At 67.9% G+C, this 17,461-nt stretch carries 20 protein-coding genes, 1 tRNA gene and 1 pseudogene; 12 read left to right on the top strand and 10 right to left on the bottom strand.

Annotated features, from left to right (window positions below):
- Together ACPUER_RS33335 and ACPUER_RS33330 are read right to left on the bottom strand one after the other, a co-directional pair.
- A pseudogene (locus tag ACPUER_RS33335) lies at window positions 1-584 on the bottom strand (MFS transporter); the annotation flags it as partial.
- Between the two features lie 10 nt (window positions 585-594).
- Complete coding sequence (locus ACPUER_RS33330) at window positions 595-1,035, bottom strand: hypothetical protein (RefSeq protein WP_425133169.1); 441 nt, start codon at window positions 1,033-1,035, stop codon at window positions 595-597.
- Here ACPUER_RS33330 and ACPUER_RS33325 point away from each other — a divergent pair.
- The 3 genes from ACPUER_RS33325 to ACPUER_RS33315 all read left to right on the top strand — a co-directional run bounded on the left by ACPUER_RS33325 (window position 1,006) and on the right by ACPUER_RS33315 (window position 3,713).
- Window positions 1,006-1,665 (top strand): HugZ family protein, encoded by a 660-nt coding sequence (locus ACPUER_RS33325; RefSeq protein ID WP_425133168.1) that lies wholly within the window; start codon window positions 1,006-1,008, stop codon window positions 1,663-1,665. The genes ACPUER_RS33330 and ACPUER_RS33325 overlap by 30 nt on opposite strands.
- Window positions 1,666-2,020: 355 nt before the next feature.
- A complete protein-coding gene (locus ACPUER_RS33320; RefSeq protein WP_175964145.1) occupies window positions 2,021-2,314 on the top strand; it encodes an H-NS family nucleoid-associated regulatory protein in 294 nt (97 codons plus the stop codon).
- A gap of 241 nt (window positions 2,315-2,555) precedes the next feature.
- The gene (locus ACPUER_RS33315) at window positions 2,556-3,713 is read left to right on the top strand and encodes a cation diffusion facilitator family transporter (protein ID WP_310139453.1); all 1,158 of its coding nucleotides are present in this window, start codon (window positions 2,556-2,558) and stop codon (window positions 3,711-3,713) included.
- Between the two features lie 52 nt (window positions 3,714-3,765).
- Here ACPUER_RS33315 and ACPUER_RS33310 read toward each other — a convergent pair whose 3' ends face one another.
- The 3 genes from ACPUER_RS33310 to ACPUER_RS33300 form a co-directional block, all read right to left on the bottom strand.
- A complete protein-coding gene (locus ACPUER_RS33310; RefSeq protein ID WP_006477376.1) occupies window positions 3,766-4,236 on the bottom strand; it encodes an Lrp/AsnC family transcriptional regulator in 471 nt (156 codons plus the stop codon).
- Between the two features lie 79 nt (window positions 4,237-4,315).
- Window positions 4,316-4,975 carry an exonuclease gene (locus tag ACPUER_RS33305; RefSeq protein ID WP_034183926.1) on the bottom strand — a complete coding sequence of 220 codons (660 nt, stop codon included), beginning with the start codon at window positions 4,973-4,975 and terminating at the stop codon, window positions 4,316-4,318.
- Window positions 4,972-5,616 (bottom strand): MBL fold metallo-hydrolase, encoded by a 645-nt coding sequence (locus ACPUER_RS33300; RefSeq protein WP_425133167.1) that lies wholly within the window; start codon window positions 5,614-5,616, stop codon window positions 4,972-4,974. Before ACPUER_RS33300 ends, ACPUER_RS33305 begins: the two co-directional genes overlap by 4 nt.
- Window positions 5,617-6,269: 653 nt before the next feature.
- Between ACPUER_RS33300 and ACPUER_RS33295 the strand changes: the two genes are divergently transcribed.
- On the top strand, window positions 6,270-6,881 hold the full coding sequence (locus ACPUER_RS33295) for a septal ring lytic transglycosylase RlpA family protein (protein WP_072443142.1): 612 nt from the start codon (window positions 6,270-6,272) through the stop codon (window positions 6,879-6,881).
- A gap of 83 nt (window positions 6,882-6,964) precedes the next feature.
- Here ACPUER_RS33295 and rsmI read toward each other — a convergent pair whose 3' ends face one another.
- A complete protein-coding gene (gene rsmI / locus ACPUER_RS33290; RefSeq protein WP_310139460.1) occupies window positions 6,965-7,843 on the bottom strand; it encodes a 16S rRNA (cytidine(1402)-2'-O)-methyltransferase in 879 nt (292 codons plus the stop codon).
- Window positions 7,844-7,889: 46 nt separating this feature from the next.
- On the opposite strand from rsmI, the gene ACPUER_RS33285 reads away from it, so the two are divergent.
- The 5 genes from ACPUER_RS33285 (at window position 7,890) to ACPUER_RS33265 (ending at window position 10,349) form a co-directional block, all read left to right on the top strand.
- Window positions 7,890-8,318: a YraN family protein gene (locus tag ACPUER_RS33285; RefSeq protein ID WP_175964144.1), complete on the top strand. Its 429-nt coding sequence runs from the start codon at window positions 7,890-7,892 to the stop codon at window positions 8,316-8,318.
- Between the two features lie 126 nt (window positions 8,319-8,444).
- The gene (locus ACPUER_RS33280; RefSeq protein WP_105392357.1) at window positions 8,445-9,029 is read left to right on the top strand and encodes an SIS domain-containing protein; all 585 of its coding nucleotides are present in this window, start codon (window positions 8,445-8,447) and stop codon (window positions 9,027-9,029) included.
- Window positions 9,030-9,046: 17 nt separating this feature from the next.
- On the top strand, window positions 9,047-9,847 hold the full coding sequence (locus ACPUER_RS33275; RefSeq protein ID WP_175964134.1) for a BON domain-containing protein: 801 nt from the start codon (window positions 9,047-9,049) through the stop codon (window positions 9,845-9,847).
- Window positions 9,844-10,206: a c-type cytochrome gene (locus tag ACPUER_RS33270; protein ID WP_425133166.1), complete on the top strand. Its 363-nt coding sequence runs from the start codon at window positions 9,844-9,846 to the stop codon at window positions 10,204-10,206. The genes ACPUER_RS33275 and ACPUER_RS33270 overlap by 4 nt, the downstream gene beginning before the upstream one ends.
- Window positions 10,207-10,273: 67 nt before the next feature.
- Window positions 10,274-10,349, top strand: a tRNA-Ala gene (locus tag ACPUER_RS33265).
- 89 nt (window positions 10,350-10,438) lie between these two features.
- Here ACPUER_RS33265 and ACPUER_RS33260 read toward each other — a convergent pair.
- Complete coding sequence (locus ACPUER_RS33260) at window positions 10,439-11,122, bottom strand: CGNR zinc finger domain-containing protein (RefSeq protein ID WP_425133165.1); 684 nt, start codon at window positions 11,120-11,122, stop codon at window positions 10,439-10,441.
- Window positions 11,123-11,203: 81 nt separating this feature from the next.
- Here ACPUER_RS33260 and ACPUER_RS33255 point away from each other — a divergent pair, with 81 nt between their 5' ends.
- Window positions 11,204-12,193: an arginase family protein gene (locus ACPUER_RS33255; RefSeq protein WP_310139477.1), complete on the top strand. Its 990-nt coding sequence runs from the start codon at window positions 11,204-11,206 to the stop codon at window positions 12,191-12,193.
- A gap of 108 nt (window positions 12,194-12,301) precedes the next feature.
- On the opposite strand, the gene ACPUER_RS33250 is transcribed toward ACPUER_RS33255, so the two are convergent.
- The 3 genes from ACPUER_RS33250 to ACPUER_RS33240 form a co-directional block, all read right to left on the bottom strand.
- Window positions 12,302-13,699: an enolase C-terminal domain-like protein gene (locus ACPUER_RS33250; protein WP_175964131.1), complete on the bottom strand. Its 1,398-nt coding sequence runs from the start codon at window positions 13,697-13,699 to the stop codon at window positions 12,302-12,304.
- 62 nt (window positions 13,700-13,761) lie between these two features.
- On the bottom strand, window positions 13,762-15,102 hold the full coding sequence (locus ACPUER_RS33245) for an MFS transporter (protein ID WP_425133164.1): 1,341 nt from the start codon (window positions 15,100-15,102) through the stop codon (window positions 13,762-13,764).
- A 202-nt stretch (window positions 15,103-15,304) separates the two neighbouring features.
- Window positions 15,305-16,225 carry a LysR substrate-binding domain-containing protein gene (locus tag ACPUER_RS33240; protein WP_425133163.1) on the bottom strand — a complete coding sequence of 307 codons (921 nt, stop codon included), beginning with the start codon at window positions 16,223-16,225 and terminating at the stop codon, window positions 15,305-15,307.
- 106 nt (window positions 16,226-16,331) lie between these two features.
- On the opposite strand from ACPUER_RS33240, the gene ACPUER_RS33235 reads away from it, so the two are divergent.
- Window positions 16,332-17,063 (top strand): glutathione S-transferase family protein, encoded by a 732-nt coding sequence (locus tag ACPUER_RS33235; protein ID WP_425133162.1) that lies wholly within the window; start codon window positions 16,332-16,334, stop codon window positions 17,061-17,063.
- A gap of 123 nt (window positions 17,064-17,186) precedes the next feature.
- The coding region (locus ACPUER_RS33230) for a DUF2239 family protein (protein WP_425133161.1) at window positions 17,187-17,461 on the top strand (275 nt) is incomplete at its 3' end.

Below are 17,461 nucleotides of genomic sequence, written 5' to 3'. Positions count from 1 at the left end.
GCGCTCGCCGCCGCCGCGAGCGCGAGATGCGCGGCCGGCGCCATGCCGGCCGACAGCAGCGCGCCGCCGGCCGCCGCACCCGACATCCCGCCGATGCTGAACATGCCGTGCAGCGACGACATGATCGGCTTGCCGAGCGCGATCTCGACCGCGCTGGCCTCGGCGTTCATCGCGACGTCGAGCGTCGCCATCGAGAAGCCGAACAGCGCGAGCACGCCGAGCAGCATCCAGTAGTCGGGCACGACGAGGATCAGCGCCGCGCACGCGGACATCACGAGCCCGCCGGCGAGGCACGCGGTGCGCGAGCCGACGCGCGCGATCCAGCGCGCGATGGTCAGCATCGCGGCGATCGAGCCGCCGGCGACCGCGAACAGCGCGATCGACAGCAGCCCGGGGCTCAGCGCGAACTTGTCGCGCACGGTCGGCACGTGCACGCCCCACGACGCGTACATCATGCCGGCGACGAAGAACAGCGCCATCGACGCCGTGCGCGCACGCTGGCGGGCCGGGAGCGGCAGCACGCGATGCGCGTCGGGCGGCGCGGCGAACGGGGACGACGATTCGGGGGAGGCGGATTCGGACACGGAAGGCTCGTCAAAGGATGCATGGACGCACGCGGCGTCCGTCGGATTCGTCCGATTCTATCGAACCGCTTACGATCCTGCCGGGCGCTGCCCGTTCGGTGGATGATCCGGCGATCCGGCGATCCGGCGATCCGGCGATCCGGCGATCCGGCGATCCGGCGATCCGGCGATCCGGCGATCCGGCGATCCGGCGATCCGGCGAACCGGCGAACCGGCGAACCGGCGAACCGGCGAACCGGCGAACCGGCGAACCGGCGAACCGGCGAACCGGCGAACCGGTCACGTCGCGGAAGCGCGCCGTCCGTCCGGTGCCTGGCGCCGTATAGGCCGTTCGGCCGATACGCGGCGCGCGGCGCCCGCGGGTAACATCGAAGGGCACGCGGCGTGCCCGAAGCGCCGCCCTTCGACCGCAGGAGTCCTCTTGAACATCGATCCCGCCTTCGCCCTGCATCTGCTGCACCGCTGCGCGCTCGGCACGCTTGCCACCCATGCGCGCGATCCGCAGGGCTTCCCGTATCCGACGGTCGTCCCGTTTGCGCCCGATGCAAGCCATCGGCCCGTGATTCTCGTGAGCGGCCTCGCCGAACACACGCGCAATCTCGCCGCCGATCCGCGCGCGGGCTTCCTCGTCGTCGATGCGCCCGACGGCGACGTGCTGAACGCCGAACGCGCGACGCTGCTCGGCCGCTTCGTGCCGCTCGGCGACGATCCGCACGTCACCGCGCGATACCTGCGCTACGAGCCGGACGCCGCGCGTTATCTCGCGCTCGGCGATTTCACGTTCCGGGCGCTCGATATCGAGCGGCTGCGCTATATCGGCGGCTTCGGGCGCATGGGCTGGGTCGACGGTACGCATCTCGATGCGCTGCCGCCGCTCGGGTTCGACGAGGAACAGGCACTGTGGGACGCGTACGATGCCGGCGACGCGCGCCGCGACGGGCTCGACCTGCTCGGCGTCGATCGCCATGGCGCCGACTGGCGGTGCGACGGCCGCCGCGTACGCACGCCGTTCGACGCGCCGCTGGCCGATGCCGGCGCGCTGCGCGACCGGCTGATTGAATGCGCGCGGGATGTGGCGTGACGTCGCGGGTTGCCGGTTTGTCCGTTCAGCAAGTCGAGCCATCCGATTTTCACAAACCTGTCGTCCTATGAAAGCTTTGATTTTTCTTATGCAGGGTAATTGCGTATATTGATAGATCTAATCGGCAATCGCTAATGTCCTAATCTCTGTGTAGGAACGTAAAAATTTGAGAAAAGGCCGCGGCCGGTCAAAATGACATGTGCGAATTACAATTGATCTCGGGATTTTCATGAATCTCGCTTCTATCAAATCTTTTTTGTGCTAATCTCTGCCTTCGAAAATCCGAGGCACATATATTTCATGAATGGTGAGCTGGCTGCAGACCGGCACCATTAGTCAGATAGAAAGGGAAACTATGTCTTCTTACAAGGACCTGCTGGCCCAGCGGGAGAAGCTGGAGAAGCAAATCGAAGAAGCGAAGTCGCGTGAATACGCTGAAGTGCTGAATGACGTGAAGCAGAAAATTGCCGACTACGGCTTTTCGCTCGCCGAACTCGGCCTCAACCGCGCGAAGGCAGGTAAGGTCGGCCGTCCGCGCGCAGGCGTGGCCGCGAAATACCGCGATCCGGAAACGGGCGCGACGTGGTCGGGCCGCGGCAAGCCGCCGCGCTGGATCGCCGGCAAGAACCGCGAACAGTTTTCGATTTAAGCGTCTGTTTAAGTCGTCTGCCTCAAAAGAGCCGCGTGTCCGTTCGGGAGCGCGGCTTTTTTGTTTCCCGACACTCGTCGGTGCGCGGGGATTTGTCATGAAAATGTAACAATCCGGCGTGAATGAAAATGCGACACGTTCGTATAAGCGATTGATTTGAATGAGAAATTTGTTGATATTGGCGAGTCTCGCGGGGCGCTTTTGATAGAATTGCGTATCGCACACCGATATCTCATATTTCATGTCCACGTTTTCCGGCGACGCGCAAAGCGCAGATAAGCACGCAGTTGCGCGCAAGAGCACGCTCGTCAGTATTGTGCTGAATGTCGTGCTTGCGACATTTCAGATCGTCGTCGGCACGATTGCGCATTCGCAGGCGTTGATTGCCGACGGTGTGCATTCGATTTCCGATTTGATCTCGGATTTCGTCGTGCTGGTTGCGAATCGGCATAGCGGCGCATCGCCGGACGCCGACCACAATTACGGACACAGCCGCTACGAGACGGTCGCGTCGCTGTTTCTCGGCGCTATCCTGATTGCGGTCGGAATCGGCATGCTCTGGCGCGCCGGCGACCGCCTCGTTAATCTCGAAAACATCCCGGCCGTGCATTTTTCCGCACTGGTCGTCGCGCTGACGGTGCTCGTGTCGAAAGAAGCGCTGTTTCGCTACATGTTGCGCGAGGCGCGCCGCGTGCGCTCGGCGATGCTCGTCGCGAACGCGTGGCATGCGCGTTCGGACGCCGCGTCGTCGCTCGTCGTCGCGATCGGCATCGTCGGCAGCCTGGCCGGCGTGCGGCTGCTCGACCCGATCGCGGCGGCGATCGTCGGCTTCATGGTTGCGCGGATGGGCTGGACGTTCGGCTATGACGCGCTGCAGGACCTGTCCGACCGCGCGCTCGACACGGCCGACACGGCCGAGATCCGCGCGCTGCTCGCGGCGACGCCCGGCGTGCGCGACGTGCACGACCTGCGCACGCGCAAGATGGGCGATGCCGCGCTCGTCGATGCGCACATCCTCGTCGATCCGAAGATCTCCGTCTCCGAAGGGCATTACATCGCCGAGACCGCACGCGCACGCGTGCTGACCGACCCGCGCGTGCTCGATGCGCTGATCCACGTCGACCCCGAGAACGACGCGGCGCGCCGTCCGGCGCTCGCGCTGCCGCCGCGCGGCGAGATCGCGGCGCGGCTCGAAGCCGCGCTCGCGCAGCGCGGGCTGCGCGCGGCGGCGATCAACCTGCATTACCTGAGTACCGGGCTCGAGATCGACGTGACGCTCGCGAGCGATCCGGGCGACACCGATGCGGCGCTGGCCGGCCGGCTCGACGCCGAAGCGCTCAAGCGCGAGTTCGGTGCACGCCGGATCGACTTCACGCGCGCGATGCCCGCGCAGGCGTGACGCGATGCCCGCGAGCGCGGGCCGTCCGCACGGGTCCGCACGGGTCCGCGCGTTACAGCGGCAGTTGCGTGTCGAACTTGATTTCGCGCAGCACGACGCTCGTGCGCACCTGCGACACGGCCGGGATCTTGAAGATGCGTTCGTGCAGGAACACGTCGTAGGCCTTGATGTCGGGCGCGACGATCTTGAGGATGTAATCCGCTTCGCCGGTCGTGCTGTAGCACTCGGTGACTTCCGGGCAGGTCGCGATCTCGCGCTCGAATTGCTCGACGCCGCCTTCGTTGTGGCGGGTCAGGTGCACGTGCGCGAGCGCGCACACGTGCAGGCCGAGCTTCTCGCGATCGAGCAGCGCCGTATAGCGCTGGATCACGCCCGACTGTTCCATGTCCTTGATGCGGCGCCAGCACGGCGTGCTCGACAGCCCGACCTGGTCGGAGATTTCCTGTACGGAACGGCGCGCGTCGAGCTGCAACAGGCGAAGGATTTTTTGCGAAAAGGAATCGAGCGTCACCTGCGCCTCCATGCGGCAGCTACAACACGCTGAATGTTAGAGGGCCGGGAAAGGAAAGGCAATCTGGCGCGGCGCTGTTGAGCGGGATTCGCTAATTTGCTCGCGGATCCGTGGGGTTTTGTCCCGTCCCCGCGTTTTCCGACCGATCGGTATCCGACACGGCGAGGCCCGCGAGCGCGGCTTGCTGCCGGCGCAGGTCGGCGAGCATGTTGCAGAACAGCGCGCCTTGCTCGATCGCGTCGTCGAGCGCGACGTGCGTATGCGGATGGTCGTCGAACCAGTGCTTCGGAAAGCGCGGCTTGATCGCCTTGCGGTACGGCAGGCCCGTCATCGCGAACGCGAGCGTCTTGATGTCGAGCGCCGACCACGAGAACGGGCAGCGCCCCGCGAAGCGCATCATGTACCAGAACATGAACGTAAAGTCGAAACCGGCCGGCATCGCGACGAACACGGGCTTGCCGGGCAGCGCCTCGACCCAGTCGACATACGCGACCAGCGCCGCCTCTGGCGCCTGCAGGTCGCGCCGGCACGCGGCCCACGCTTCGGGTTCCGTCTTCCACCATGCTTCCTGCACCGGATGCGCCTGTGCGCCCGGCAGCGTCTCGAGGTTCGCCGAGAACGTCGCGATCAGCTGCTTGTCCTCGGTATAGGCGGCCGATGCGAAGCTCAGCATCGAGTGCGGGCCCGGAATCGGGCCGTCGGCCTCGACGTCGGTGCTGACGTAGATTTCCTGGATGGCGGTCTGGTTCATCCGAACACCTTGTCCGACACAAACGGGTTCGTGCGGCGCTCGTCGCCGAACGTCGACACCGGGCCGTGGCCCGGCACGAACGTGACGTCGTCGCCGAGCGGCCACAGTTTTTCCTTGATCGAACGGACAAGGTCTTCATGATTGCCGCGCGGGAAATCGGTACGGCCGATCGAGCCCGCGAACAGCACGTCGCCGACGATCGCGACGCGATGCGCGCGGCTGAAGAAAACGACGTGGCCCGGCGTATGGCCCGGGCAGTGATAGACCTCGAGCGTTTCGTCGCCGAACCGCACGGTGTCGCCGTCGTTCAGCCAGCGGTCCGGTTCGAAGGTTTCGGCGGCCGGAAAACCGAAGCGCTCGCTCTGCGTCGGCAGCTTCTCGATCCAGAAACGCTCTTCTTCCTGCGGCCCCTCGATCGGCACGCCGTAGTGCGTCGCGAGCGTCTTCGCGCCCGCGCAGTGATCGATGTGCCCATGCGTGAGCAGCACCTTTTCGACCTGCACGTTCTGCCGCGCGACTTCCTGTTCGATCCGGTCGAGATCGCCGCCCGGATCGACGACGGCGGCGCGGCCCGTCTTCTCGCAGACGAGCAGCGAGCAGTTCTGCTGGAATGGCGTGACCGGAATGAGCGTGACTTTCATGGAGGCACCGGCGGCTAAAAGGAGCGATTGTACCGGTCGCGCGCTGCCTGCCGCCCATGCGGCGCACCGTGCGACCCGCGTCTACGGGCAATCCCGGAGCATGTCGATTGTTACCGCCATAGTGAGAATCAATGGTCCGGCCGGGCCGCTTTTCGAGATGGTGTTTTGATTTATGTATAATGCGCTCCATTGCGCGTGAGTTTCACGCAATTCGCTGGTGTTTCGACCCCGTTAAAAGAGGCGTCGAATTCACCGTCAAGCATCAGCCGCCGGGGAGTCCGGCGGTGTATCCAGCACCGAGCATTCGGTGCTCACGTCTTGTCCGGCCGGGTGCTGCGCGCCCGCCTGCGGCCCTGCTGCCGCGCCGCCGGATGAGGCCTGTGCCGCCGTTCCTGTGCGTTGGTCGTATCGACGCGCGCGAACGTGAAGCCATGTTCGATGGCGGCATGTGGGGTCTGGTCAGGCTGTTGGGGACAGGTTGCGCCAGACGTGAAAGCTAATCAGGACGGTTGCGGCATAGACGAAAGCCGCGCCCATGCTAGCCGCCTGCTCGCATTCGAGCGGGGCGTGCACGCATTTGCCGTCCGGGCCGCGTATGTGCGCTGTGAAACAGCGTCGTGAAGGAGCGGCCCGAACCAGAAGGCGACACGTCGATGAACGTACGATTTCCGAGTCGATTCGGGACCATTGCATTATTTTTTGCGCTGACGGGCTGTGCGGTGCCACCCAGCCAGACCACCGGAAGCGCGAACCAGAAGAACGCGGTCGACAAGACGGCCGCTGCCGCGAAGGCGGACAACAACAAGCAGCAACTGAATTTCGATTCCGCACTGGCGTCGATGCCGGCCGCCGACAGCAAGGACGCGAAGAAGCCGTCGCTGGCGGACGCCGAGCCGATTGACGGCAAGGATGTGTCCGACTTCCGCCAGACGGGGCGCGCCTCCTGGTACGGGAGGGATTTCCACGGCCGCCGCACTGCGAACGGCGAGCGTTTCAACATGAACGCGCTCACCGCCGCGCACCGCACGCTGCCGCTGTCGTCGTACATCAAGGTGACGAATTCGTCGACCGGCAAGTGGGTCGTCGTGAAGGTCAACGATCGCGGGCCGTTCAAGCGCGGCCGTGTGCTCGACCTGTCGTACGCGGCCGCCAAGGTGATCGGCCTCGTGCACGCCGGCACGGGCCGCGTGAAGATCGAAGGGCTGTCGCCGCAGGAAGCGCGCGACGCGCGCGACGAAATGCTCGCGTCGGTCTCGGCGAAGTAACGCGGCGGATCGTCCGCTCATGCACAAAGGGCTGCCTTCCGGCAGCCCTTTGTCGTTTCCGCGCGGCGCCGTCGCGTCGCGCGTCAGCCTTCCTTCAGCGCGAGCGCGCGCGCATACAGCGCGTTGCGCGACGCGCCCGTCAGCGCGGCCGCGAGCTTGGCCGCGCTCTTCACCGGCACTTCTTCCAGCAGCAGCCTGAGCAGCGCGTCGTGCGCGGTGTCGTCGGCTTCGCCGCTCGCCGCCGGCGCGCCTTCGACGACCAGCACGAATTCGCCGCGCTGCCGGTTCGCATCGCCGGCGAGCCAGGTCTGTCCTTCGGCCAGGGTGCCCTGGAACAGTTGCTCGTGTAGCTTGGTGAGTTCGCGCGCGATCAGCAGCCGGCGCGCGGGGCCGAACGCGTCGGCGAGCGCGGCGACGGTTTCGGCGATCCGGTGCGGTGCTTCGTAGAACACCAGCGCATACGGGTGCGATACCAGCGCCTGCAGCGCGGTCGCGCGCTGTTTGGCCTTCGGCGGCAGGAAGCCCGCGAACGTGAACGCGCCGGCCCAGCCGCCGGCCACGCTCAGCGCGGTCACGGCCGCGCTCGCGCCCGGCAGCGGGATCACCGCGAAGCCGGCCTCGCGCACTGCATCGACGAGCCGTGCGCCGGGGTCCGAGATGCCGGGTGTGCCGGCGTCCGATACGTAGGCCACGCGTTCGCCGGCGCGCAGCAGTTCGATCACGCGCTGCGCGGCTTCGCGTTCGTTGTGCTCGTGCACGGCGACGAGCGGCTTCGAGATCCCGTAGCGGGCGAGCAGCTGGCCCGTGTTGCGGGTGTCTTCGGCCGCGATGCGGTCGACGAGGCCGAGCACGTGCAGCGCGCGCAGCGTGATGTCGGCGGTGTTGCCGATCGGCGTGGCGACCACATAGAGCGCGGCGCTCGGGTAGTGCTGCGTATGCGCGAGTTCGAGGAGGGCAGTCATGGCAGGCAATGCGCGCAATCGCGGCGCAGGCGGAACAAGGACGGCATTGTGCCACGCGGCGCCGGCGCGGCCGGATGGCGTGCGCGGTTTGCCGCGCGCGGGCGACAACTTTTCCGGTGCGGCGCGATCCAAACCGGTCGGCGCGGCATTCGAGCAGCGTGCGCGGCAGTTTCTCGAACGCCGCGGCCTCGTGTGCGTGGCGGCGAACGTGACGATGCGCGGCGGCGAGCTCGATCTCGTGATGCGCGAGCCCGACGGCGTGCTCGTATTCGTCGAAGTGCGCGCGCGGCGCAGTGTCCGGCATGGCGGCGCGGCCGCGAGCGTCGGCTGGCGCAAGCGGCGGCGTCTGGTTGCCGCGGCGCTCCAGTTCTGGGCGCGGCACGGTGCCGGCGCCGCGTGCCGTTTCGACGTCGTCGCGTTCGAGGCCGGGCGGCTCGCGTGGCTGCGCGACGCATTTCGTACCGACGATGCGTAGCGGCGAGCTGTGACGAGATGTAAAGAGTTCTTGCCGGACCGCTGGAGAGGGTGCCGGAGTACGGTAAACTCGCCGCACCCACGATGTCGCGCGATGCGTGCCACGCGCCCAGTTCACCAGGAATCGATGTCAGTCGAACGTATTCAGCAACAATTTCGCGACAGCGCCGCGCTTCATGCCGAAGCGGCCGACGCGCTGTCGTTGCCGATCGCAGCCGCGGTCGACGCGATGTTCGCCGCGCTGGCGAACGGCAACAAGATCGTCGCGTGCGGCGACGGCCCGTCGGCCGCCGCCGCACACTATCTCGCGGTGTCGCTCGTCGGCGGCTTCGAGCGCGAGCGTCCGGGCCTGCCCGCGATCGCGCTGGCCACCGATGCGTCGCAGGCCGGCCTCGCGGGCGCGGCGGCGGCCGGGCAACTGTTCGCGCAACAGGTGCGCGTGCTCGGCCAGACCGGCGACATCCTGCTGGTGCTCGACCCGACCGGCGCGTCGCCGCGCGTGCTGGCGGCCATCGACGAAGCGCACGAGCGCGAGATGACCGTCGTCGCGCTGACGGGCGGCAACGGCCACGCGGTCGCGGCCGCGCTGTCCGACACCGATATTCCGATCAGTGTGCCCGCCGTTCGCGCGGCGCGCATCCACGAAGTCCATCTGCTGACTATCCACTGCCTGTGCGACGGCATCGACGCGATGCTGCTGGGTGAGGATTGAACGAAGGAGAGCCGTCGATGAATCAAAGCCGCGTCAAACAGACGCTCGTCAGAACCACGCTGCTCGCCGCGCTGACGGCGGGCCTCGCCGTGTCGCTGCAGGGGTGTGTGCTCGGGGTCGTGGGTGCAGCGGCCGGCGGCGGCGCGCTGATCGCGACCGATCGCCGTACGCTCGGTGCGCAGACGGAAGATCGCGAGATCCAGGTCAAGGCGCTTTCGCAGATCAACAACGGGCTGCCCGACCAGTCGCACGTGAACGTGACGGTGTTCAACCGCCGCGTGCTGCTGACGGGCGAAGTGCCGAACAATGCGTCGAAGCAGCGTGCCGAGGAAATCGTGCGCGGCATCAACAACGTGAACGGCATCGTCAACGAGCTGTCGGTCGAGCCGGCGGCGTCGCTGTCGTCGCGTGCGAACGACTCCTACCTCGAAGGGCGCGTGAAGTCGGAGCTGATCGCGACGAAGGGCATTTCGGCGAACTACTACAAGGTCGTCAGCGAGCGCGGCAACCTTTACCTGATGGGTCTCGTGACGGTCGACGAAGGCAATCGCGGCGCCGAAGCCGCGAGCCAGGTGCCGGGCGTCGAGAAGGTCGTGAAGGTGTTCCAGTACGTCAAGCCGCAGGACGCGCAGGCGCTGCAGGCCGCGTCGCCCGCGAGCGGCGCATCCGGCACGCAGGCTGCCGCCGCGCCGGCGGACACCGCGACGGTCGGTGCGGTGCCCGACGCGTCGGTGCAGTCCACGCCGCTGCAGCCGCCCGCGCCGATCTCGAATTCGTCGAACGTGCACCCGGGCAACCCGAAGGCCCCGTCGCAATGAAGACCGCGCAGATGAGGCAGATGAAACAGTGGATCGTGCAGGGCGCCGCGGCCGTGGCGCTCGTGGCCGGCACGCTGGGCGCCGCGCACGCGGACGTCGGCGACGGCCTGAAGGTGGCGCGCGGCAACGCATGCATGGGCTGCCACGCGGTCGACCGCAAGCTGGTCGGCCCGTCGTTCAAGGATATTGCCGCCCGCTACAAGTCCGATCCGCAGGCCGTGGCGAAGCTGTCGAAGAAGGTGAAGGAAGGCGGCTCCGGCGTCTGGGGGGCAATTCCGATGCCTGCGCACCCGCGGATGAGCGACGCCGACGTCCGTTCGGTGGTCGAATGGGTGCTGGCCGGCGCGCCGTCAAAGTGACGCTTCGGGGCTGCGCGAAGCCCCTATTGCCAAGCGCGGAAATGCGTGTGTATGATGGTCGACTGTTGGGGCGGTAGCTCAGCTGGGAGAGCGTCGCGTTCGCAATGCGAAGGTCGGGAGTTCGATCCTCCTCCGCTCCACCAACGAAATTCGAAGGGCTCGGTCGCAAGATCGAGCCCTTTTTGTTTTCAGGGCACTCTGCGTGGAGCGACCGCGCCCGGCGGTCCCGAGCCTATTCATCGGTCGCGTCGCGCTCGCGTGCCGATCCGGCCGACGCGCGCTTCACCGCGCGGTAGTGCCGTCGGGCCTTCGCGACGTTGCCGCAGGTCGCCATGTCGCACCACTTGCGGCGTCCTGTCTTGGAACTGTCGATGAACAGCCACGCGCAATTCGACCCTGCGCACATCCGCAGCCGCCCGCTCGGCAACGTTTCGAGAAGCGTCACGGCGCCGAGCGCGATTCGGCGGGCGGGCAGATGCAGGTCCGCCACGCCTGCCGTGGCGTGCGGGTCGCTGAATGCGACGCGCCCTGCGGTTGCGACCAGCCGCCGGCCGTTGATTGCACGTCGCCATGCCTGCTCCAGCGTTTCCAGATCCGCCGCGACCGGCGGGACTTCATGCGCGAGCGCGCCGAAGATGCCGAACAGCGCTTCACGCAGGCGCTTGGCGTCGCGCAGCGCGCGGTCGGCCGCAGCCGGCGCTTCGGCCGCGCGGACCGCGAGCTGCTTCAGGTCGTGCGCGGGCAGGGCCGACGAAGCGGCCAGCCACGCGAGACAGGCGTCGTAGTCGGGCAGCCAGTCTCGCGGCGCCCGATCGCGACCGGTCACCGTATTGACGAAGTCGAGGACCGGGTGGCCGCCAACGAAATCGCGGGCCACGAACGTATGGGCTTCCATCACCGCTGACGTGTTGGACATGGGGCAAATCGATGCTAACCTTTCATAATACTTTAAAAGGTTAGCACGCCCGGCGGGCCGGCGATCGTGCGAGGAGAAATCATGACGGTGTCGACCGCTTCCCCCGACCTGCGGGACGGGCATCCGCAAACCGGCGTTGCTCGCCCGGTCGAGCTCATCGCCGCGCCCAGCAGCCTCGGCCTGCGGCCGAACGCGGCCGGCCGCGAGCCCGAGACCTGGCGCGGCCCCGAGGTGCTGCTCGCCACCGGCCTCGCCGCGCGTCTCGGCGCGCGCGTGTCGTGGCTCGCGCATCCCGCCTACGCGTTCGAGCCGCAGTCCGGCACGCGCATCCGCAACGGCGTGTCGATCCGCGACTTCTCGCTCGAACTGGCCGGGTACGTCGTCGACGCGCTCGGGCGGCACGCGTTTCCGGTCGTGCTCGGCGGCGATTGCAGCGTGCTGCTCGGATGCCTGCTGGGCAACCGGTGGGCCGGCGGCAGGGGGCTGGTCCACGTCGACGGGCACAGCGATTTCTTCCATCCCGGCAACTACGACACCGCGCAGCGGCTCGGTTCCGCGGCGGGGATGGATCTCGCGCTGGCGACCGGGAGAGGAGAGCCGCTGCTGACTTGCTGGCCGGATCTCGACGGCCCGCTCGTCGACGATCTCGATGCGTGCCAGATCGGCGAGCGCGATGCCGAAACCGACACCTTCGAGGCTGCGTACGGCGATATCGTTCGCACCGCGATCACGCGCGTCACGATCCAGCAGTTGCTGGCGCGCGGGCCCGGCGTCGTCGCCGGCGAGCTGGTCGACTGGCTGCATCGACGCGCGCTCGGGCGAGCCTGGCTGCACGTCGATCTCGACGTACTCGATCAGGCGCAGCTTCCGGCCGTGGATTCGCCCGGTTCGCCGGGGCTGGACTTCGACGGGCTCGACGCGTTGCTCGGCCCGCTCGTCGCGTCGGGCCGTGTCGCGGGGATCGACTTCACCATCTACGACCCGGGGCTCGATCCGGAGCTCGCGTACGCCGATCGAATCGCGCGCAGCATCGCCCATGGCGTGGCCGCCTTGCCCGTGCCGCGCGGTTGATAGCGAGCGCAATCGTTCGAACCTGGCGCGCACACGCCGCCATCCGCCTGTCCGTGACGAAGCGCGGCGCGGCGGGCGTTTCGGCGTGACGCGAACGTATCGCCGTTCTTACCCCCGCCCGAAACTCGGCCGCTTCGGATCGTACGTCCACCCCGGCACGAGATAGCGCATCGCGACCGCGTCGTCGCGCGCGGTGCCGCCCACCTCGTTGTACAGCGCATGCGCGGCCTCGACCTGCGCCATGTCGAGCTCGATCCCGAGCCCCGGCCGCTCCGGCACGGCCACCTTGCCGCCGACGATCGCGAGCGGCTCGCGCGTGAGCCGCGCGTCGCCTTCCTGCCAGATCCAGTGCGTGTCGATCGCGGTGATCGTGCCGGGCGCGGCGGCCGCCGCATGCGTGAACATCGCGAGCGACACGTCGAAGTGGTTGTTCGAGTGCGAGCCCCACGTGAGCCCCCAGTCGCGGCACAACTGCGCGAGCCGCACCGAGCCCTGCATCGTCCAGAAATGCGGATCGGCGAGCGGGATGTCGACCGCCTGCAGCCGCACCGCGTGATCCATCTGCCGCCAGTCGGTCGCGATCATGTTGGTCGCGGTCGGAATGCCGGTCGCGCGGCGGAATTCGGCCATCACCTCGCGGCCCGAATAACCGCCTTCCGGCCCGCACGGATCCTCCGCGTACGCGAGCAGGTGGCCTTGCCCGCGGCACAGCGCGACGGCCTCGTCGAGCGACCATGCGCCGTTCGGGTCGAGCGTCGTGCGTGAGTCCGGGAAACGCGCCTTGATCGCCGCGATCGCCTCCATCTCGTCGGCACCGGCCATTACGCCGCCCTTCAGTTTGAAGTCGGCGAAGCCGTAGCGCTCGACCGCGGCCTCGGCCTGCCGCGCGATCGCGGCCGGCGTGAGCGCCGCTTCGTTGCGCAGCCGGAACCACGGATCCGATGCGTGCGTCTCGTCGCGATACGGCAGATCGGTGCGGCGCCGGTCGCCGATGTAGAACAGATACGCGAGCATCGGCACCGCGTCGCGCTGCTGGCCTTCGCCGAGCAGCGCCGCGACCGGCACGTCGAGATGCTGGCCGAGCAGGTCGAGCAGCGCGGCCTCGATCGCGGTGATCACGTTGTCGAGCCGCAGGTTGATCTCGTGCGGCTGGCGCAGCACGGCCGCTTCGCCGGCCGACGTCACCTCGTGCCGGATCGTGCGGCCCGCACTCGCGCCCGCGCCGGACAGCGCCGCGCGCACCGCGTTGAGCGTCGCCTGGTAGCGTCCGATCGACTGGCCGACCACGAGATCCGTCATGCGCTCGAGCGCGTGGCGGATCCCTTCGCCGCCCGGCACCTCGCCGACGCCGGTGTGGCCGCTGCTATCGTCGAGGATCACGAGGTTGCGCGTGAAGCAGGGTGCGTGTGCGCCGCACAGGTTGAGCAGCATGCTGTCGCGGCCGGCGACGGGAATCACCTGCATGCGCGTGACGCGCGGGGTGCCGGCACGGCGGGATTCGGACATCGGTTCGCTCCTGGTTCCGGTGGCGCGCGGGCTGCCGGACGCGCCGGCGCGGCCCGCGCCGTTCAATGAAGCTCGACGCGGCGGATCTCGCCGACGACGAACAGGTAGCAGATCACGGCGACGAGCGCGTGCGCGACGACATAGACGAGCGCGCCGTTGAACGAGCCGCTGCGGTCGACGATATAGCCGATCGCGATCGGCGTCGTGATGCTCGACAGATTGCCGCACGTATTGAGCAGCGCGCCGCTCAGCCCCGCGATCTGGCGCGGCGCGGTGTCCGCGTTGACGGCCCAGCCGAGCGCGCCGAGCCCCTTGCCGAAGAACGACAGCGCCATGAACAGCACGACGAGCACGTGCGAATCGGTGTAGTTGCAGACGATCATCGACATCGACAGCAGCATGCCGACCACGATCGGCACCTTGCGCGCGACCGACAGCGACCGGCCCTGCCTGAGCAGCGCGTCGGACACGACGCCGCCGAGAATCCCGCCGAGGAATCCGCATACGGCCGGGATCGACGCGACGAGCCCCGCGTTGAGGATCGACATCCCGCGCGCCTGCACGAGATAGACCGGAAACCACGTGATGAAGAAGTAGGTGAGCGCGTTGATGCAGTACTGCGCGACATACACGCCGATCAGCATCCGGCTCTTCAGCAGCGCCTTCACGTGACGCATCGACGGGCCGCCGCCGTGCGCGCCCGTCGCCTGGTCGATGTTGACGAGCGCGCCGCCTTCGGCAAGGTAGTCGAGTTCCGCGCGATTGATGTTCGGGTGGTCCTTCGGGTCGTACATCGTGCGGTTCCACACCGCGACGAACGCGATGCCGAGCACGCCCATCACCGCGAACACCGACTGCCAGCCGAACGTGTGCACGAGCCAGCCCATCAGCGGCGCGAACACGACGGTCGCCGCGTACTGCGCGGCGTTGAAGATCGCCGACGCGGTGCCGCGCTCGGCGGCCGGAAACCACGCGGACACGATCCGGCTGTTGGCAGGAAACGACGGCGCCTCGGCCGCGCCGACCAGGAAGCGCAGCCCGAACAGCAGCGCGAACGCGGCCGCGCCGCCGAAGAAGCCGATCGCGCCCTGCAGCAGCGTGAACAGCGACCAGAAGAAGATGCTGAACGCGTAGACGATGCGCGACCCGTAGCGATCGAGCAGCCAGCCGCCCGGCAGTTGCGCGACCACGTACGACCAGCCGAACGCCGAGAAGATGAAGCCGATCTGCACGTGGCTCAGGTGCAGCGCGCGGGCGAGGCTTGGGCCGGCGATCGCGATCGCCGCACGATCCGCGTAGTTGATCGTCGTGACTGCGAACAGGACGGCCAGCACGAGCCAGCGCACGCGCGTGCGCCGGGCCGTTGCCGACGCGGACGCCGGCAGCGCTTGAAGCGGATTCATGACTGTCTCCTCCGAAAGGCGGAAGGTTGCCGTCGTGCGGCAGGCGCGTCGGGTGCGCGCGTTATGTGTTCAGGCGCCGCCGGCCGAGGGCCGGGCGCCGGACGCCGATGCGGGCAGGGCGTCCGGGCCATTCTGTCATGTCGATATTTGCACTTTCATGCCAATTGCTGACTTGATCGATTCAGCATTTGAATCGATCAAGTCAATCGATCGCTCGGGCATGCGCGTCGTCCGCCCCGACTCGATGATGGCGCGCCACGTGCCGCGCGAGAAACTCGACGGTGGTGCGCACGCCGGGCAACTGGCCGCGCCGGTGCGGCATCAGCAGCGTCGTCGTGACGGTGCCTGCCCGCCAGCCGGGCAGCACGCGCGCGAGCGCGCCGGACGCAAGCGCATCGCCTGCGATCCAGTCGGGCAGGCAGGCGATGCCGAGGCCGGCCGTCGCAGCCTGCAGCAGCAGCGTCGATTCGTCGGCCTGCAGCCGGATGCGCGGCGCCACGTCGACGGTGTCGCCGCCGCGCTGTAGCCGCCACGGCTGCTGACCCGGGTGGAGCCCGTCGTGCCGCGCGAGGTCGGCCGGCTCGTCCGGTACGCCGGCGCGCGCGAGATAGCCCGGCGACGCAACGACGATGATCGGCGACGTCGCGAGCGGCCGTTGCACGAGCGCGGAATCGGGGAGCGGGGCGAAATGGCTGCGCACCGCGATGTCGAAACCTTCCTGCGCAATGTCGACGAGGCGGTCGCTCGTATGAATCTGCAGCAGCAGCTTCGGGTGCGCGATGGCCAGCGCCGGCAGGCATGGCGCGAGGATGTGCTGCGCAACCGGCACCGAACTCGTGATCCGCACGATGCCGGCGGGTTCGGCGGCCTGCCGCAGCACCGCATCGCGCGCGCTTTCGGCCTCGATCACGGCCGCGCGCGCATGCTCGAAGAATTCGGCGCCCACCGGTGTCAGCCGGAAGCTGCGCGACGTGCGATGCACGAGCCGCGCGCCGAGCGTGCGCTCGAGCTCGGCAACGCGCTTGCTTACCGTCGATTTCGGCAGGTCGAGACGGCGCGCGGCCGCCGACATGCTGCCCGCGTCGACCGCCTGCACGAACAGATAGAGATCGTTCAGATTCACTGTCAGCGTCCACAAAAAGAAACGACGGGTTTCGATTCTAGCGGCTACTGCATCATCGTTCGTCGTGGGAGCATGGCCGCTCGTTCAACTTCCGCGGAATACCCCGATGTCTCCGATCCTTCTCTATGGCATTCCCGCCGGCTGCTCGTTCGGCTCGATCGTCGCGCTCGAATGGGCCGGCCACCCGTACCGGCTGTCGCGCATCACGATGCCGGGCCTCGTGACGAGCGACGCGTTCCTCGCGCTGAACCCCGTCGCCGAGACGCCGGCGTTCGTGACCGCGAACGGCGACGTGCTGACCGAAAGCCTCGCGATCCTTTGCCACGTCGGCGCGCAGGCGCTCGACAGCGGCCTCGCGTTCCGCCAGGGCAGCGCGGATTTCGACCGGCTGAACCGGATGCTGGCCTGGTTGAACACGACGTTCTTCAACGCGTTCGGCGCGCTCTGGCATGTGTACGAACACGGCAGCGAAGGCGCCGAGAAAGCGGCCTTGCAGGCATACGGTCGCGGCAAGGTGCTGAAGGCGCACCGGCAGCTCGAGGCGCTGCTCGCGCGATGCGAGGGCCCATGGTTGCTGGGCGCGCGTCGCACGCTGGCCGATGCGTACTTCGCCGGGATCGCCCGCTGGGCCGACTATCACGCGGTGTTCGAGCGCGACGCGTTCCCGCGCATCGCTGCGCTGCGCGCGCGGCTCGCCGACGACGCGGGCGTGCGCTTCGCGCACGCAGTCGAGGAAAACCTGCCGCTGCCGGCGTCGTCGGCGTTCGAAGGCCATGTCTCGCTCGACGACGTGCTCGCAAGCGCGCGCGGCCTGGCGATTCCGGCTAGGACGATCTGACCGCGCAACGCGGTCGCCCAAAGGGTGGAATGCGGGCGATATTTTTACCCGGATGATATTGACATTCAATTTATACCCGGATAAAAATAACGCCATTCCGATTCCTGCCTGCGGGCGACCACGATGACAACCTCCACGTTTCTTCCTTCGTACACGGCCTTCGACGGCCACCGGCGGCTCGCGTCGGGCCCGCTCGCGACGGTCGCGCTCGCGGTCCGGCAGGCTGCCGGCGACGCAATGTCCGGCACGCTCCTGATCTTCGACGACGCGACGGGCCGCTCGATCGACCTCGACCTGCGCGGCACGGCGGACGATATCCGCGCGCGCTATGCGCCGCCGCCGGGCGACGCGTCCGGTGCCGCCGGCGAGCCGGTGGGCGCGGGCGAGCAGCGCGGCCG

Source organism: Burkholderia sp. DN3021, from assembly GCF_049805555.1.
Lineage (GTDB): Bacteria > Pseudomonadota > Gammaproteobacteria > Burkholderiales > Burkholderiaceae > Burkholderia > Burkholderia pyrrocinia_C.
This window is presented reverse-complemented; position numbering and strand designations above follow the sequence as displayed.

Bases quoted from the DNA above. Each gene is read 5' to 3' on its own strand.
- ACPUER_RS33330 (WP_425133169.1), bottom strand. From the start codon at position 1,035: ATGCAGGGCGAAGGCGGGATCGATGTTCAAGAGGACTCCTGCGGTCGA.
- ACPUER_RS33320 (WP_175964145.1), top strand. From the start codon at position 2,021: ATGTCTTCTTACAAGGACCTGCTGGCCCAGCGGGAGAAGCTGGAGAAG.
- ACPUER_RS33315 (WP_310139453.1), top strand. From the start codon at position 2,556: ATGTCCACGTTTTCCGGCGACGCGCAAAGCGCAGATAAGCACGCAGTT.
- ACPUER_RS33310 (WP_006477376.1), bottom strand. From the start codon at position 4,236: ATGGAGGCGCAGGTGACGCTCGATTCCTTTTCGCAAAAAATCCTTCGC.
- ACPUER_RS33305 (WP_034183926.1), bottom strand. From the start codon at position 4,975: ATGAACCAGACCGCCATCCAGGAAATCTACGTCAGCACCGACGTCGAG.
- ACPUER_RS33300 (WP_425133167.1), bottom strand. From the start codon at position 5,616: ATGAAAGTCACGCTCATTCCGGTCACGCCATTCCAGCAGAACTGCTCG.
- ACPUER_RS33295 (WP_072443142.1), top strand. From the start codon at position 6,270: ATGAACGTACGATTTCCGAGTCGATTCGGGACCATTGCATTATTTTTT.
- rsmI (WP_310139460.1), bottom strand. From the start codon at position 7,843: ATGACTGCCCTCCTCGAACTCGCGCATACGCAGCACTACCCGAGCGCC.
- ACPUER_RS33280 (WP_105392357.1), top strand. From the start codon at position 8,445: ATGTCAGTCGAACGTATTCAGCAACAATTTCGCGACAGCGCCGCGCTT.
- ACPUER_RS33275 (WP_175964134.1), top strand. From the start codon at position 9,047: ATGAATCAAAGCCGCGTCAAACAGACGCTCGTCAGAACCACGCTGCTC.
- ACPUER_RS33270 (WP_425133166.1), top strand. From the start codon at position 9,844: ATGAAGACCGCGCAGATGAGGCAGATGAAACAGTGGATCGTGCAGGGC.
- ACPUER_RS33260 (WP_425133165.1), bottom strand. From the start codon at position 11,122: ATGTCCAACACGTCAGCGGTGATGGAAGCCCATACGTTCGTGGCCCGC.
- ACPUER_RS33255 (WP_310139477.1), top strand. From the start codon at position 11,204: ATGACGGTGTCGACCGCTTCCCCCGACCTGCGGGACGGGCATCCGCAA.
- ACPUER_RS33250 (WP_175964131.1), bottom strand. From the start codon at position 13,699: ATGTCCGAATCCCGCCGTGCCGGCACCCCGCGCGTCACGCGCATGCAG.
- ACPUER_RS33245 (WP_425133164.1), bottom strand. From the start codon at position 15,102: ATGAATCCGCTTCAAGCGCTGCCGGCGTCCGCGTCGGCAACGGCCCGG.
- ACPUER_RS33235 (WP_425133162.1), top strand. From the start codon at position 16,332: ATGTCTCCGATCCTTCTCTATGGCATTCCCGCCGGCTGCTCGTTCGGC.